Origin of the sequence: Desulfosalsimonas propionicica, from assembly GCF_013761005.1 — a bacterium.
GTDB classification, from domain to species: domain Bacteria; phylum Desulfobacterota; class Desulfobacteria; order Desulfobacterales; family Desulfosalsimonadaceae; genus Desulfosalsimonas; species Desulfosalsimonas propionicica.
On the sequence record NZ_JACDUS010000004.1, the window covers coordinates 1 to 12,948 of the forward strand.

General features: G+C 53.2%; 16 protein-coding genes. 11 read left to right on the forward strand and 5 right to left on the reverse strand.

Annotated elements, in window-relative coordinates; all coding sequences use genetic code 11:
- Window positions 1–241 precede the first annotated feature (241 nt).
- From HNR65_RS08230 to HNR65_RS08280, 11 genes are all read left to right on the forward strand, one after another.
- A complete protein-coding gene (locus tag HNR65_RS08230; RefSeq protein ID WP_181551020.1) occupies window positions 242–724 on the forward strand; it encodes an Rv1443c family protein in 483 nt (160 codons plus the stop codon).
- A gap of 18 nt (window positions 725–742) precedes the next feature.
- The gene (locus HNR65_RS08235) at window positions 743–1,306 is read left to right on the forward strand and encodes a D-glycero-alpha-D-manno-heptose-1,7-bisphosphate 7-phosphatase (protein ID WP_181551021.1); all 564 of its coding nucleotides are present in this window, start codon (window positions 743–745) and stop codon (window positions 1,304–1,306) included.
- Between the two features lie 134 nt (window positions 1,307–1,440).
- A complete protein-coding gene (locus HNR65_RS08240) occupies window positions 1,441–2,064 on the forward strand; it encodes a DUF3786 domain-containing protein (protein ID WP_181551022.1) in 624 nt (207 codons plus the stop codon).
- Window positions 2,065–2,374: 310 nt separating this feature from the next.
- The gene (locus HNR65_RS08245) at window positions 2,375–3,766 is read left to right on the forward strand and encodes an acetyl-CoA hydrolase/transferase family protein (protein ID WP_181551023.1); all 1,392 of its coding nucleotides are present in this window, start codon (window positions 2,375–2,377) and stop codon (window positions 3,764–3,766) included.
- A 164-nt stretch (window positions 3,767–3,930) separates the two neighbouring features.
- Window positions 3,931–4,377 carry a CGGC domain-containing protein gene (locus tag HNR65_RS08250; protein WP_181551024.1) on the forward strand — a complete coding sequence of 149 codons (447 nt, stop codon included), beginning with the start codon at window positions 3,931–3,933 and terminating at the stop codon, window positions 4,375–4,377.
- A 120-nt stretch (window positions 4,378–4,497) separates the two neighbouring features.
- Entirely contained in the window at window positions 4,498–4,974 is a 477-nt protein-coding gene (locus HNR65_RS08255; RefSeq protein WP_181551025.1) for a YqhA family protein, read from the forward strand.
- 154 nt (window positions 4,975–5,128) lie between these two features.
- Complete coding sequence (locus HNR65_RS08260; RefSeq protein WP_181551026.1) at window positions 5,129–5,443, forward strand: carboxymuconolactone decarboxylase family protein; 315 nt, start codon at window positions 5,129–5,131, stop codon at window positions 5,441–5,443.
- A 9-nt stretch (window positions 5,444–5,452) separates the two neighbouring features.
- On the forward strand, window positions 5,453–5,809 hold the full coding sequence (locus HNR65_RS08265) for an Mth938-like domain-containing protein (RefSeq protein WP_181551027.1): 357 nt from the start codon (window positions 5,453–5,455) through the stop codon (window positions 5,807–5,809).
- A gap of 44 nt (window positions 5,810–5,853) precedes the next feature.
- Window positions 5,854–6,408, forward strand: a complete 555-nt coding sequence (locus HNR65_RS08270) for a hypothetical protein (protein WP_220128328.1) — start codon at window positions 5,854–5,856, stop codon at window positions 6,406–6,408.
- A gap of 43 nt (window positions 6,409–6,451) precedes the next feature.
- On the forward strand, window positions 6,452–7,240 hold the full coding sequence (gene pcaD, locus HNR65_RS08275; protein WP_181551028.1) for a 3-oxoadipate enol-lactonase: 789 nt from the start codon (window positions 6,452–6,454) through the stop codon (window positions 7,238–7,240).
- Window positions 7,241–7,430: 190 nt separating this feature from the next.
- The gene (locus HNR65_RS08280) at window positions 7,431–9,077 is read left to right on the forward strand and encodes a SidJ-related pseudokinase (protein ID WP_181551029.1); all 1,647 of its coding nucleotides are present in this window, start codon (window positions 7,431–7,433) and stop codon (window positions 9,075–9,077) included.
- Window positions 9,078–9,151: 74 nt separating this feature from the next.
- Here the strand turns inward: HNR65_RS08280 and HNR65_RS08285 are convergent, their stop codons facing one another.
- The 5 genes from HNR65_RS08285 to HNR65_RS08305 form a co-directional block, all read right to left on the reverse strand.
- Window positions 9,152–10,858 carry an FAD-dependent oxidoreductase gene (locus HNR65_RS08285; RefSeq protein ID WP_181551030.1) on the reverse strand — a complete coding sequence of 569 codons (1,707 nt, stop codon included), beginning with the start codon at window positions 10,856–10,858 and terminating at the stop codon, window positions 9,152–9,154.
- A gap of 301 nt (window positions 10,859–11,159) precedes the next feature.
- Entirely contained in the window at window positions 11,160–11,723 is a 564-nt protein-coding gene (locus HNR65_RS08290) for a protein-tyrosine phosphatase family protein (RefSeq protein ID WP_181551031.1), read from the reverse strand.
- Window positions 11,720–12,262, reverse strand: a complete 543-nt coding sequence (locus tag HNR65_RS08295) for an acyl-CoA thioesterase (RefSeq protein ID WP_181551032.1) — start codon at window positions 12,260–12,262, stop codon at window positions 11,720–11,722. The genes HNR65_RS08290 and HNR65_RS08295 overlap by 4 nt, the downstream gene beginning before the upstream one ends.
- 42 nt (window positions 12,263–12,304) lie before the next feature.
- Entirely contained in the window at window positions 12,305–12,634 is a 330-nt protein-coding gene (locus HNR65_RS08300) for a ferredoxin-thioredoxin reductase catalytic domain-containing protein (protein ID WP_181551033.1), read from the reverse strand.
- Window positions 12,631–12,891, reverse strand: a complete 261-nt coding sequence (locus HNR65_RS08305; protein WP_181551034.1) for a glutaredoxin family protein — start codon at window positions 12,889–12,891, stop codon at window positions 12,631–12,633. Before HNR65_RS08305 ends, HNR65_RS08300 begins: the two co-directional genes overlap by 4 nt.
- Window positions 12,892–12,948: the final 57 nt, after the last annotated feature.

Sequence of the window (12,948 nt, forward strand, 5' to 3'; positions counted from 1 at the left end):
CCATTCTCGGGCCGCCGCCGGTCCGACCGATGTGCTTGAGTCTTCGATCAACTATCTGGGAATTTCAGTCTATCCCGGCATCTACCGGATGACCCAAAAAAATTATATATATTTTTATTTTTCAAGGATGGATTGATTTGGATGACGCCGGAAAAGGATTCTTCGGCGAACCTGTCGCGCCAGCCGACTTCGTAAACCCGGCAGCTGAACTTTTTGTTGGCCCATAAAGGAAAGCAAGAAAATGATCGCCCGGATTTCGACACATTTTATTTGTACGGAGAAAGATCTTTGGCAGAAAATCATTGAGCCGAAAGCCCTTCAGTTTGTGGCCTGGCCAATTCTCAGTTTTATCCCCGATGAAGCGGGCGCGCTGGATGGAGAGTGGATCGTTGGGAAAAAGTATAATCTGAGGCTTTTCTTTTTAAAGTGCATTCCTCTCGGTCGCCATATCATTCAATTGGTGAAAATTGATAAAACCGCAAATACCATTTCCAGTCAGGAAAAAGGAAAGCTTACACGGGTATGGAACCACGACATCACTTTCCATGAAGTATATCCCGGGAAGGTGCATTACATTGATAAGATCGAAATCAGCGCTGGCTTACGCTCACCGGTGATTTGGCTTTTTGCGCATATTTTTTACCGGCATCGTCAGCGACGCTGGAAATTATTGCTTGAAAGGCAAAGGGGCTTAGGGAAAGAATCGTCCGGAGATAAGGGTTAAAACAAGGCGTCTGACTCCATGGTCATTGAAAACAACATAAAGCGGCCCGCGGTTTTTCTGGACCGGGACGGTACCATTATCGAGGACCGGGGCCACCTCTCCCGCCCCTCGCAGGTGATATTTTTTACAGAAACCGTTTCTGCCCTGCGCCGATTAAACGAACTCTTTGATCTGTTTATCGTTACCAATCAGTCCGGCGTTGCCAAGGGATTGCTGACGATGGACGATGTCGGGTGCGTCAACGGACATGTGGTGTCTTACCTGGCCGAATGCGGAATCCGGATCACCGACATCTACGTCTGCCCCCATGATTCTTCGGACAACTGCGAATGCATCAAACCCAAACCGTATTTTCTCAAAAAGGCGGAAAAGGAGCACGGAATCGATCTTTCCCGGTCATTTGCGATAGGGGATCATCCCCATGATGTGGCGTTTGCGGAAAACGCCGGTGCACACGGTATTTACGTTTTGACCGGCCACGGAATGAAGCACCGGCATGAACTTTCGAAAGAGGCCCTGATCGCGGCCGGGATAGAGGCAGCCGCCGATATCATTTGCAGAAGTGCAGCAGCCGGCCGATAAGCGAAACCTTCGACTCCGCATAACAATCAACAGGGACTTTACCTCAATATGAATTTATATTTCATCAAAAAGGAATTGCTGCCCTGGGTCGGAAGAAGTCAAAGCGGCTATTAACCCATAGAGGTATAACTCAAATGGCGTCATCTCAAAAAGGATTGTTCCGGCGGGCGGACCAAATACCAGCGGCATCATGGATCGATCTGTGCAATCGTTCATCTCAACAGGCAGCGGAGGCTGTGGGTGCGGTATGGGATGGCCAATTCTTCAAAGTGCCGCTGTTGGGTGTCCAATATATCATTGATCCCGCTAATCAGCGAATCAATGTGGAAGGCAATGCCGATTATCCGGTCAGTTATCAAGCCGGCATTGTACTGCTAACCACCTTATCTATTTCCAAGGGAGTGCCGCCCAGTGGACGGATGACTGTGCCACAAGAACTTCCCGGTGGACGAATGTTTTTTACCGGAGCGCATGCTCTTGCATCCGGACCATTGGCTCAACAATTCGAAAAGGCTTCGGATCATTTGCTCCATCGTGCCCTTGAAATCGGCGGTGAATTGCTTGAGGGAGCCGACATTGCGATTCGATTGCCCGGGTTGCCATACGTACCCCTATACATTTTATATTGGCGAGGAGATCAGGAGATTGCTGCCAGAGCAATGATCGGAATAGATGACAGAGCCTATTTTCATCTTGACTTAGCTGGTGTCTTTGCTTTGACCAACATACTTGTATTCAACTTTTGCCGAGTTGACTGAAATGGAAGAAATGGAAACATAATGAACCTGTTAAACTTTTTTCTCATCTGAGACATCTGTTCATTTTACCGGTCAACCCTACCCTCCCAAAACGTACTTCAATTTTCAGATAGTTATTCATTTTCTCCAATTCAGCAAAGCCGCTTCCTGCAAAGACGGAAAAATGCCGGCTCAAGCCGCCCATAAATGGATTTTGCTTGCATAAGCAAATTCATTTCTTTTATAAGCGGTTTCTTTTGAGTCGTAACATGTTGTTCCCGGTATTTGACTGAAACTGTTTGAGGGTATTATAAAGCAAAGGAAAGACAAAATGAGTGAAAAGGACGCGTATCAGAGAAAACGGGTTTCTGCCGATGCGGCCGTGGGCTGTGTTGAATCCGGTGACGTGGTTGATTACGGTTTTTTTAACGGAAAGCCCGTGGCCTGCGATCAGGCGCTGGCCAGAAGAGCCGAAGAACTCCGGGATGTATGCATTTATTCAGCTGTCAACCTGCCGCCCGTGCCCGCGGTGACAAATTTTCCGGAAAGCTTCATTTATATTGACTGGCACTGGAGCAAGCTGACCCGGATCCTGCACCAGGAGGTCAATCCCATCTACTATTGCCCCATTCAGTATCACCGGGGGCCTTTCTACTACCGGCACCTGACCGACAGCCGCAAATACCGGACCGTGGATCACAACCGGGAGACAGACAGGCAGCACAAATGGATTTCCATCTGTCAGGCCACTCCCATGGATGAGCACGGGTTTTTCAATCTTGGACCGCAAAACTCCAGCGCCTCGGCCTGCATCGAGGCCGCAGACGTCGTTATCATCGAAGTCAACCGGAAACAGCCCGTGGCCCTGGGCGGCAGCGAGGAGTCGGTCCATATCTCCCGGGTGGACTACATCGTGGAGCAGGCTCCCGAGGATCAGGACCTCTATGATGCACCGCTGGCTGAACCGTCCGAGACCGACAGGCAAATTGCGGCCAACCTCATGCCGTTTATCCATGACGGCGCCTGCATCCAATTGGGCATCGGCGCCATGCCCAATGCCGTGGGCCGGATGATTGCGGATTCGGATCTCAAAAACCTGGGCGGTCACACGGAAATGCTGGTGGATGCTTACGTGGACATGATCGAGTCGGGCCGGATGACCGGCGCCTGTAAAAACATCGACCGCTACCGCTGCGTCTATACCTTTGCCATCGGTACAAAGCGCCTCTACGACTTTATTGACAACAATCCGGCCCTTGCCTCCTGTAACGTGGATTATACCAACGATCCGCGGGTGATCTCGCAAAACGATAACATGGTCAGCATCAACAATGCCGTTCAGGTGGATCTGTTCTCCCAGGTCAATGCGGAGAGCTCGGGCGGCAAACAAATTTCCGGAAACGGCGGCATGTGGGACTTTGTCCTGGGCGCATCCTGGTCCAAAAACGGCCGGAGCTTCATTTGCCTGGCTTCGACCTATACGGACGCCGGCGGCAATCTCCAGTCCCGCATCATCCCGGCGCTTGCCCAGGGCAGCATTACCACGATCCCCAGGCAGATGGTGGATACCATTGTTACCGAATACGGCAGTGCCCGGATGACGGCCTGCCCGACCTGGATGCGCGCGGAAAAGCTCATCAGCATCGCCCACCCCGACTTCCGCGAAGAGTTGATCCAGGAGGCTGAAAAATGGGGAATCTGGCGTCAGTCCAACAAAAAATAAGGGATTTGGGAATCAAAGAAAACAAGGCAATATTTGTTTGAAAAATTCGGCGTTTCGGTTAAACTCTTCAGTGAGCGGGTCCTATTGGGGCAACCTGTTGGCGTCAGGTCGGGCTGGTGAAGATACACAGGCGATCAATCCATCAAAAATTGAAAGGAAGGGAAATGGATTCAAAGATAAAGATTGGCATCATTATCTGTGATCGTTACCGCCGCTGTGCGGGTGGAAAGTGTTTCCGGGCCATGAGAAACAAGGAGGGGGCTTTTGATATATACCAGGACAGAGAAGTTGAGCTGGTGGGTTTTACAACCTGTGATGGCTGTCCCGGGGGCAATATCGAGTATGCGGGCGAAGAGATGGTGAAAAATGGCGCAGAAGTCATTCACCTGGCCACAGGCCTGGTGGTTGGCTATCCTCCCTGTCCCTACATTGAAACATTTAAGGCTTTTCTTGAAAAACGCTATGCGGTCAAAGTCGTTGTCGGCACTCACCCGATCCCGAAAAAGTATCTGGAAATGCATATACATCTCAAAACATGGGATGACCCTGCGTGGAAGCCGCTTATCGACCCGACCATGGGTGATGAAACCATCCGTGAAAGTTACAATTAAACGCCATTGACCGAATTGCCGCCGGCATGCATGATGGACAGCCCGGATTTTGGTTCAGCCCGATAAAACCGGCGCTTACTCGTTTTGGCACGCCTTTTGTTGACCTCAAGGGATAGCCAGATGATCGAAAAAATTTTCCAGAGCAGTCGTTATCTTGTGTTGATCGCGATTGGAGCCGCCTCGGTATCGGCGATTGTATTGTACTTTGGAAGTTTGAGTGTTTTGATCCATTTGCTAATGGACCTGCTCCAGGAAGTTCCCACGACTACCGAGAGCGGTAAAATGCTTGCTGTTAAGCTGTTAAAAATATTAGACCTGCTGCTTATCGCCATTACATTGCAAACGATTTCCGTAAGTCTCTATCGGCTTTTCATTACGCCATTGCGGGTGGAAAACAGCACTTTTCTCAATGTCTTGAATATCAAAAGCTTTCACGATCTGAAAATTACAATTATTCAGGTTTCAATCGTGATCATGGTGATCCTTTTCCTTGAGCAGTCAGTGGAGCTTGGCGCCAGGTTGGAACTATTATACTTTGGTTCTGCCGTGGCACTGGTCATATTGGCATCGGTTTATGCATCGCGGCACATGAGGTAAAGGGCAGCGCCTGAAAGAACTTTATACCCAAAAAAACCGGCTGATTTTGTTTGACACATCTCAATGACAAGGCATATTGGCAGTAGAAACCATTAAAAGGCGGGCCGGGATTGCCGGCACAACATTGTCCAAATTTTAAAAGGGAGCAGAAAAAATGGCTGAAAAAAAACTGCCCAAAAATTATCAGGTCATGGAATCTGAACATCCCAGGCTGATGAAGGCCGTCTCCGAGCTCGGCCAGGCCGCGCGCGAGGAAGGCCCCCTGGATGCAAAAACCGTTGAGCTTATTCAGATGGCCGCAGCCGCCGCCCTCAGGCTGGAAGGAGCCGTGCACAGCCATACCCGCCGGGCCCTGAAGGAGGGCGCCAGCAGGGAGGAAATCCACCACGCCCTTGTCGTGCTCACCTCCACCATGGGTTTTCCCTCTGTGGCCGCAGCCATGAGCTGGGCCCGGGATATTACCGACTGAAGGATTGTTATGACCTATCCCAGAATCGATCATTGTGCTTTTGGACAAATGACGATTAACGGAAAAACCTTTTCCTCTGACCTGATCATTGATACAAACGGAAACGTTCGGGACAATTGGCGCCGCCGCCAGGGCCACAACCTTGTGCCCGAAGACCTGGGGGCAATAATTGACGGCACCCCTGAAAAACTCATCATCGGCACAGGGGTCAGCGGACGCATGTCAGTGGCCGAATCGGTCAGGGAGGAATGCCGGGCCCTGGGCATTTCAATCGAGGCATACCCCACTGCTGAGGCGGCCCAAAAATTCAATGAAGCGGCTGAAACAGGCGCTCTGGTGGCTGCAGGCTTTCACCTGACCTGCTGAAAAACCAATTCACATCAATTTTAATAAAAAAGGAAGCACGCATCATGGACAAGCAAGACTGCATACTGTTTAGCGGCGGCACCAAAGGCGCCGAGGCGGAATTCGGGGCCAATGCCGAGCGATTTGGGATAGAGGAAGTCAATTTCTCATTTGAGGGCCATGCCATTGTCCGCAGCCGCGGAATGCGGGTGCTGACCCAGGAAGAGCTGAAAAACGGGGATGTGAGCCTGGAATATATCTCAAGGCTGATGAACCGGCGCTATGCCAAAACCCCGATGATCCGCAAGGTTCTGCAGAGCATCTGGTATCAGATCAACAGCGGAAGGGAAATCTACGTTGTCGGCGAGATCCTGGATGACAAGACGGTAAAGGGCGGCACCGGCTGGGGTGCTGAATTTGCAAAACTCTGCAACAAGCCGTTATATGTCTTTGATCAAAAACAAAACGCGTGGTTTGAATGGGACAAGACAGACTGGATCGAGTGCGAAAAAAACCCGCCGGTGATCACCCAGCCCCGTTTCACGGGAACCGGGACACGCTATCTGGCGGAAAACGGCAAAAAAGCCATAGCCGCACTGTTTGACAGAACCTTTGGATAACCGGTCAGCCTTAAACCCAGGGGCAGAAAACAAGGAGAGTGGCATGCAGGCAGAAGCAAACGGCATAAACATCCATTACCAACTCACGGGACCGGCGTCCGCACCGGTTGTCATGCTAAGCCATTGCCTGGCCGGGACCATGGGCATCTGGGACGATCAGATCAAAACCCTTGAACAGCAATACCAGGTGCTGCGCTATGACCTGCGGGGCCACGGGGCCACGTCGGCACCGGACAATGACTACAGCATGGAAATGCTGGCATCCGATGCCGCAGCCCTGCTCGATGCCCTGGAAATCCCAGGCGCGCACTTCATGGGCATCAGCCTGGGCGGCATGCTCGGCCAGAACATGGCCCTGCTGTACCCGGAAAAAGTCTCTTCCCTGATTCTTTGCGACACCGCCTGCAAAATTCCTCAAGAAACCCATCAGGACTGGGAGGAGCGCATTGCCGCGGCCCGGCGGCACGGCATGGCCGCCCTGGCAGACGGCACCATGCAGCGATGGCTCAGCCCGGAGTTTCAAAAAGCGCATCCGGATATTGCGGAAAAAATCAGAAACATGATTCTGGCCACGCCTGTGGCCGGGTTTGCCGGATGCTGCCGGGCGATCCGGAATTTTGACATCAAAAACAAAATCGGCCGGATTTCCGTACCGGTGCTAATCCTGGTAGGTGAAAACGATCCGGGAACCCCTGTTGAAATGTCACAGGAAATCCGGGATGCTATCTCCGGGGCTGAAATGGTGACCCTGCCCCAAGCCTTTCACCTCAGCAACATCGAGGCGGCAGAGCCGTTTAACCAGACCATTACCGGTTTTCTGGCAAAACAATAAAGATGGCTCCGCAAAAAGTCCAATATCTGCGTTACGCGCAATTTCTCAGAATTTCACGTACAGATAAGTACGCTGCATTCTTCGAAATTACGCAAGCCTTGATCTTGAACTTTTTTCGGCACCATCTAAAATCAGACTTTTTACGGTGCCATCAATAAGGGACTCCGGGAACAAAACATGGCAAAACCACTTGACCAATCCGGAGCGTGGCGGTAAAAAGCCGGCAGCCATGTACTCCTGGAACCTACAAAACGAACGCATTGACGCCGAAAACTATCTGGCCGGCCGCCGGAGCGATTTTACGGCCACTTACATGCAGGTGGCCAATCTCCAGTACATCATCGAAACCCAGCCCGAAATTGTCACCGCCGGCACAATCCATGCCCTTTGCTGCGTGCTTGAAGGAAACGAGCACGACAGCCAGCGCCAGGTCTTTTTTCTGTTTAAAAAAGCAGCCGACGCCATTGCAGACATCATCTGCCGGGCGCCGGAAAAAGAAATGGCCCGAACGGCGGGAAAAACCCTCTCCCGCCTGCTGGCCGCACACAACGGCCATCGGTTCAGGGCTGTGGCAGAAGCCATGGGCGCCCTTCCCGCGGCGGAAAACAGGCCAGAGCAAACCCGTTTACAACTCCCGGAGCCTGCAGTCCAACCAGTGTGCGATATTTCAGCCATAGCTGGCAGGCGGTCGGTGGATCTGCTGCACTGGATGGGAAGAAGCGCCATTGTCAAAGACCCGGAAAGGCCCGAAAGCATTCTGGTGCTCAAATTTGCCCGCACCGGCCAGAGACTCTCGGAACTGGCCGCAGAAACGTTTTGGATGCAGCAATTGTCCCGGCTGGAACTGCCTGCACCCTTTGCCTTTGACATTCCCCGGCCGGCCGCGGTCCAACACGCGTCAGTGATATTTCGTATCGAGGACAAAACCCTTGCGATCCCCGAGGGCGCAGACATTGACAAGGGCCGCCACGCCATTGCATTTCAGACCGGACCGGACTATTTTGCCTATCCCAATCACCCGGACAACGGAAAAATGCCCGGCAAGGAAGAATGCCGAACCATTCTGGAAAGAAATGCCGGCATTTTCGGGCACCTGGCATCCATTGGCATCGTCCACACCGCCCCGATCCCCCTTTTTCACAACCGAGTACAGCGACAGCGCAGAAACGATGCAGGGCTTTATCAATGGCGGCGCGCCGGCCGCCTGGACCAGTGGCTGGCATCATGCCGGTTTCCCAACATCAGCAAAAGCGGCATCCGGGACTTTGAACACTTCATCGCCTTTGACGGCCCCACCCGCCAGCTCTACGACCACATCGGCACCCATGTACTGAGCCTGGTTCTCGTGGCCGGCAGCTATTGCAGAAACCATGATGAGGCCAGAATCGGCGTGGATGATCAGGGGTGTCCGGTGGACGCCCGGGATCTGTTTGACCGGCAATGGTTCAGCCATGTACTCATTGATATTTTCAAATCCTATTACCAGGGCTTTACCCAAACGGCCTTTTGCGCGGACCTGCCTTTTGACCCGCAAAACCTGAGCCGCCGCCTGATCGAGGAGATGGGCGTTGACCGCCACATGGAAGAAATCCTGCGCGTTGCCGAGCAGGAGGCCATGAATGATGAGCAGTTCAGGCGGTTTCTGGAAAGCCGGGGTTTTAAACGACATTCCATTGAGGGCCTGAAAAAGGGCAGCCAGGACATCCATATCCTTACCGGCCCGCATTTGGGCGGGTTTAACCAGGCCATTTCCGTTCCGGAGCTTATCGAATACACGGCCGCCCTTTCGGCCCTGTGCATCATGGACCGATACTGCCGGCAGCGGTTTGCCGCTTAAGGGGAAATGAAAACAGCCGCCTGCAGATCAGCGATCCACGGGCGGCTGTCAGAAAAATCACCAGAAAATTAAAATTAAAAACGAATCCCGCACTCCTTCATGCCGGCCACGCCCGTGGCCGTATTTAAGGTATCGGTAATGCCGCAGGACGCCAGGTTAATCTGGGCCTCAAAGGAGCGCACGCCGGTATTGCATACCAGCACCAGGGTTTTATCCTTGGGCACCTCGTTGATCCGGGCCTGGAGCTGGTCATGGGGGATGCTTTTCCAGATATCCGGATATTTTTCCTCAAAAGGCTTGGCATCGGCTTCGGCCCGGCAGTCCAGGAAGAAATATTTGCCGCAGTCCCGGTTGTTCCAGCACTCTGCAAAGGCCTCTGCATCAACGGGCTTGTACCGGCCTTCCAAATAATTTTCCGCAGCATTGCCCACTGCATTGACAATGTCCATGGCAGAGGCAAAGGGCGGCGAATAGGCCAGCTCCAGGTTGCTCACATCCTCGACCGTTGGCTGGTACTGCAGGATGGCGGCCACGGCGTTGATTCGGGCATACATCCCGCTGGACTCCCCGCCGAAACCCTGGATGCCCAGCACCCGCCGGGTCTTTCGATCCACCACCAGCTCAAGGAAAATGATTTCCTTTTCCGGGTAAAAATGGGCCCGATCAAACTGGCTCACCTGGATGCCCACTGCGTCAAAGCCTTCGCTGCAGGCCCGCTCCGGGGTCAGGCCGGCACCGGCCAGTGCGCCGTCAAACAGCTTGACCACAAAAGATCCCACCGCTCCCTTGAAACAGGCGTCTCCGCCGGCCATGTTGGTTCCGATCACCCTGCCCTGGCGGTTGGCAATGGAGCCCAAAGGATAAAATCCCGGCTTTCCGGTAATCAGATTGGTGACCTGCACGCAGTCGCCGCCGGCGTATATATCCGGATCAGAGGTCTGCATCCGGTCGTTGACCACAATAAAGCCGCCGGGGGCCACCTCCAGGCCCGCCTCTTTGGCCAGTTCCCCGTTTGGCGCAATGCCTACGGCGGAAATCACAAGGTCAGCCTCCAGGGTACGGCTGCCGGTTTTCACCGCTGAAACCCGGCCGTCAGTGCCCTCGATGGCCTCAACCGATTCATTGAGGTAAAAGGTGACCCCGTTTTCCTCCATCCGGCGCTGGGCCATCTGCGAAAGGTTCCGGCTGACAAAGCCGGGCATGATCTGGCTGCAGTATTCCACCACCGAGGTCTCGATTTCCCACATGTCGGCCAGGGACTCGGCCATTTCCAGGCCAATGAACCCGGCACCGATAATCACGGCCTTTTCCACCTGACCGCCGGTGACCAGTTCCTTGATGGCCATGGCCTGGTGCAGACTGCCCACGCTGTAAACGTTTTCAAGATCCATTCCGGAAATGGGCAGATTCTTGGCCCGGGTACCGGTTGCCAGCATCAGCTTGTCATAGGAAAGATCGGTTTCCCGGCCGTCTGACTTGCGGACCCGGACGGTCTTGTTTTGCCTGTCAATGGACAGTGCCCGGGTGCCGGTCATGGCCTCGACCCCTTTATCGTTTTTGAAAAACGCCTCGTCGCGGACCATATGAAAGCTGGTGGAGCGCAGTTCCTTTTCATCGGTGACATCGCCGGAAACATAATACGGAATGCCGCAGCCGCCGTAAGAAATATAGGTATCCGCGTCAACAAGGATCACCTCTGCATCCTGACGAAGACGCTTAAACCGGCAAGCTGCCTTGGAACCTGCTGCCACCGCACCGATCACCACTACACGCTCTGTCATAACAACCCCCTTTTATTCGTGCGCTATGTTTGATGGCACCGTAAAAAGTCCAATATCTGCGTTACATGCAATTTTTCAGAATTTCCGGTGTAGATAAGCACCCTGCATTCTTCGAAATTGCGCAAGCCTTGATCTTGAACTTTTTACGGCACCATCTGAAATCAGACTGTTTACGATGCCATCATGTTTTGTCAGTCAGAAACAAATTTGAGCATAAGACTGAAACTAAATACTATAGGGAATTTCCGCCGGGCAATGCAAGGGGATTTTCCGCAAAAACATCTGAAACAGGCGAAAATGGCTATTCCCCGTAACTCCAGGAAAGAATCAGTTCCCGCTGCATAACGCTTTGAGGCGAGGCCATGGAAGCGGTGGCCGTATGGCGGCGAAGATCATCAATGGTATCAAGCAGGCTGGGATCGGCCGGATGGCCGTGCCTGACAAGGTAGGCGCCCACAACCGTGCCGGTGCGGCCGATGCCGGCCCAGCAGTGAACGTAGACCGGCTTTCCATGGGCTATGGAGACATCGATTTCATCAAGGATCTCCATAAGCTTTTTCCGGTCCGGAATATCAAAATCCCGGACCGGCATGGCGGTATAAGCCGCTTCAATTCCCTTTTGACGGGCCACAAGGCGGACCACTTCCGCATAGGGGGGATGATGCAGGCTCAAACGTCCGATTTCCTGGGGTTCGGTCAGGTCCACTATTTTGCGGATGTCTGCGGAAAAAAGCGCCTCCAGCCGCTTTCCGGATTGCTCCGGGGTGTAGGACAGCGGATATTCACCGGCCATCAGCCGGTTTTTTTCCACCCAGTAGGCATTGCGAAACGGTATCTCCCGGGGTTCTTCCTGAATATCGGTCATTTGGCGTTTTCTTGGAAAAATTTTTCTTCGGATTCTTTCTCGGAGGTTTTTTCGGCCAGCCGGGCCTTGCGCCGGGCCATGGCCTCTTTGTTGCGGCGCTTTTCTTCCGGGGTACGGACAATGACCGGGGCAATGGGCCGGGGCTTCATCTGCGCATCTAAGCCCACATAGGTAATGTAGGCCGAAGCAATGTGGCGGCGCTGGCCGGTCAGCAGGGTTTCGGCCTCCACGCGCACGCCGATTTCCATGGAAGTGCGGCCGGTCAGATTCAGGCTGGCCGAAAGGATCAAAAGATCTCCGACAAATGCGGGGTGATGAAAATCCAGGCGGTCCACGGACGCGGTGACCGCGTTGCCCCGGGAATGGCGGATGGCCACTACCCCGGCGGAATTGTCAATGAGCTTCATGATGGTGCCCCCATGCACGTTTCCGGCCGGGTTGGCATCTGCCGGCTGCATGACCTGGGAGACGATCACCATGCTGTCTTTGACCGGCTTGCCCCCGGCTTCCGGTTCAGGGCACGCGGATGTATCTGTCATGAAACATGTACTCCTTAAAAGTGAGCATTACAGTAGCCGGCATTAAAACATCTTTTCTACAGGCCGCCGCTCCGGGACAACAACATGCGGGATGGTTTCATTGTTCCAGGCCTCGCTGACATACAGGTGGCAATAGCAGCTGCCGTATTCCCGGACATCCGGCTCCCGGTAAACACACGGGCAGATAATATCTTTGTCCTTTTCAAGGTCACCGGAAGCCAGCCGGCAAGGACAGCTCATGTGGCCATAGCGTTCCTTGTTGGCCAGCAGCCCCTCGAGCAGCTCAAAAACCAGCTCGCGGTCCTTGTTGAAGTAATAACCCTTGGGCTCCTGCACCTTTTTGAGCTTTTCATACAGTTCTTGGGCATTCATGAGATTCCCAGCGCCTCCTTGATTTCATCTTCCTTGTAACCGACAATGACTTTTTCACCGATTCGGATGGTTGGAAACGAGCAGCGGGGATTTAACGCCTTGACATCCTCGAGCACTGCCTGACGCTCTTCGCTGTCGAGCAGATCCACCTCCACGGAATCATAGCTGACATTGCATTCATTGAGCAGTTCCTTTGCCCTTTTGCAGTGTCCGCAAGTACTTAATGCATATACCTTAATGTCTTGTTCATCTGTCATGTTCACAACTCCTTGGGGCATCGGCTGAACCTGGATTTTCAACAAGCGGCCTGTCAA

Bases quoted from the DNA above. Each gene is read 5' to 3' on its own strand.
- HNR65_RS08245 (WP_181551023.1), top strand. From the start codon at position 2,375: ATGAGTGAAAAGGACGCGTATCAGAGAAAACGGGTTTCTGCCGATGCG.
- HNR65_RS08265 (WP_181551027.1), top strand. From the start codon at position 5,453: ATGACCTATCCCAGAATCGATCATTGTGCTTTTGGACAAATGACGATT.
- HNR65_RS08270 (WP_220128328.1), top strand. From the start codon at position 5,854: ATGGACAAGCAAGACTGCATACTGTTTAGCGGCGGCACCAAAGGCGCC.
- HNR65_RS08295 (WP_181551032.1), bottom strand. From the start codon at position 12,262: ATGACAGATACATCCGCGTGCCCTGAACCGGAAGCCGGGGGCAAGCCG.
- HNR65_RS08290 (WP_181551031.1), bottom strand. From the start codon at position 11,723: ATGACCGATATTCAGGAAGAACCCCGGGAGATACCGTTTCGCAATGCC.
- HNR65_RS08230 (WP_181551020.1), top strand. From the start codon at position 242: ATGATCGCCCGGATTTCGACACATTTTATTTGTACGGAGAAAGATCTT.
- HNR65_RS08250 (WP_181551024.1), top strand. From the start codon at position 3,931: ATGGATTCAAAGATAAAGATTGGCATCATTATCTGTGATCGTTACCGC.
- HNR65_RS08285 (WP_181551030.1), bottom strand. From the start codon at position 10,858: ATGACAGAGCGTGTAGTGGTGATCGGTGCGGTGGCAGCAGGTTCCAAG.
- HNR65_RS08300 (WP_181551033.1), bottom strand. From the start codon at position 12,634: ATGAATGCCCAAGAACTGTATGAAAAGCTCAAAAAGGTGCAGGAGCCC.
- HNR65_RS08255 (WP_181551025.1), top strand. From the start codon at position 4,498: ATGATCGAAAAAATTTTCCAGAGCAGTCGTTATCTTGTGTTGATCGCG.
- pcaD (WP_181551028.1), top strand. From the start codon at position 6,452: ATGCAGGCAGAAGCAAACGGCATAAACATCCATTACCAACTCACGGGA.
- HNR65_RS08240 (WP_181551022.1), top strand. From the start codon at position 1,441: ATGGCGTCATCTCAAAAAGGATTGTTCCGGCGGGCGGACCAAATACCA.
- HNR65_RS08260 (WP_181551026.1), top strand. From the start codon at position 5,129: ATGGCTGAAAAAAAACTGCCCAAAAATTATCAGGTCATGGAATCTGAA.
- HNR65_RS08305 (WP_181551034.1), bottom strand. From the start codon at position 12,891: ATGACAGATGAACAAGACATTAAGGTATATGCATTAAGTACTTGCGGA.
- HNR65_RS08235 (WP_181551021.1), top strand. From the start codon at position 743: ATGGTCATTGAAAACAACATAAAGCGGCCCGCGGTTTTTCTGGACCGG.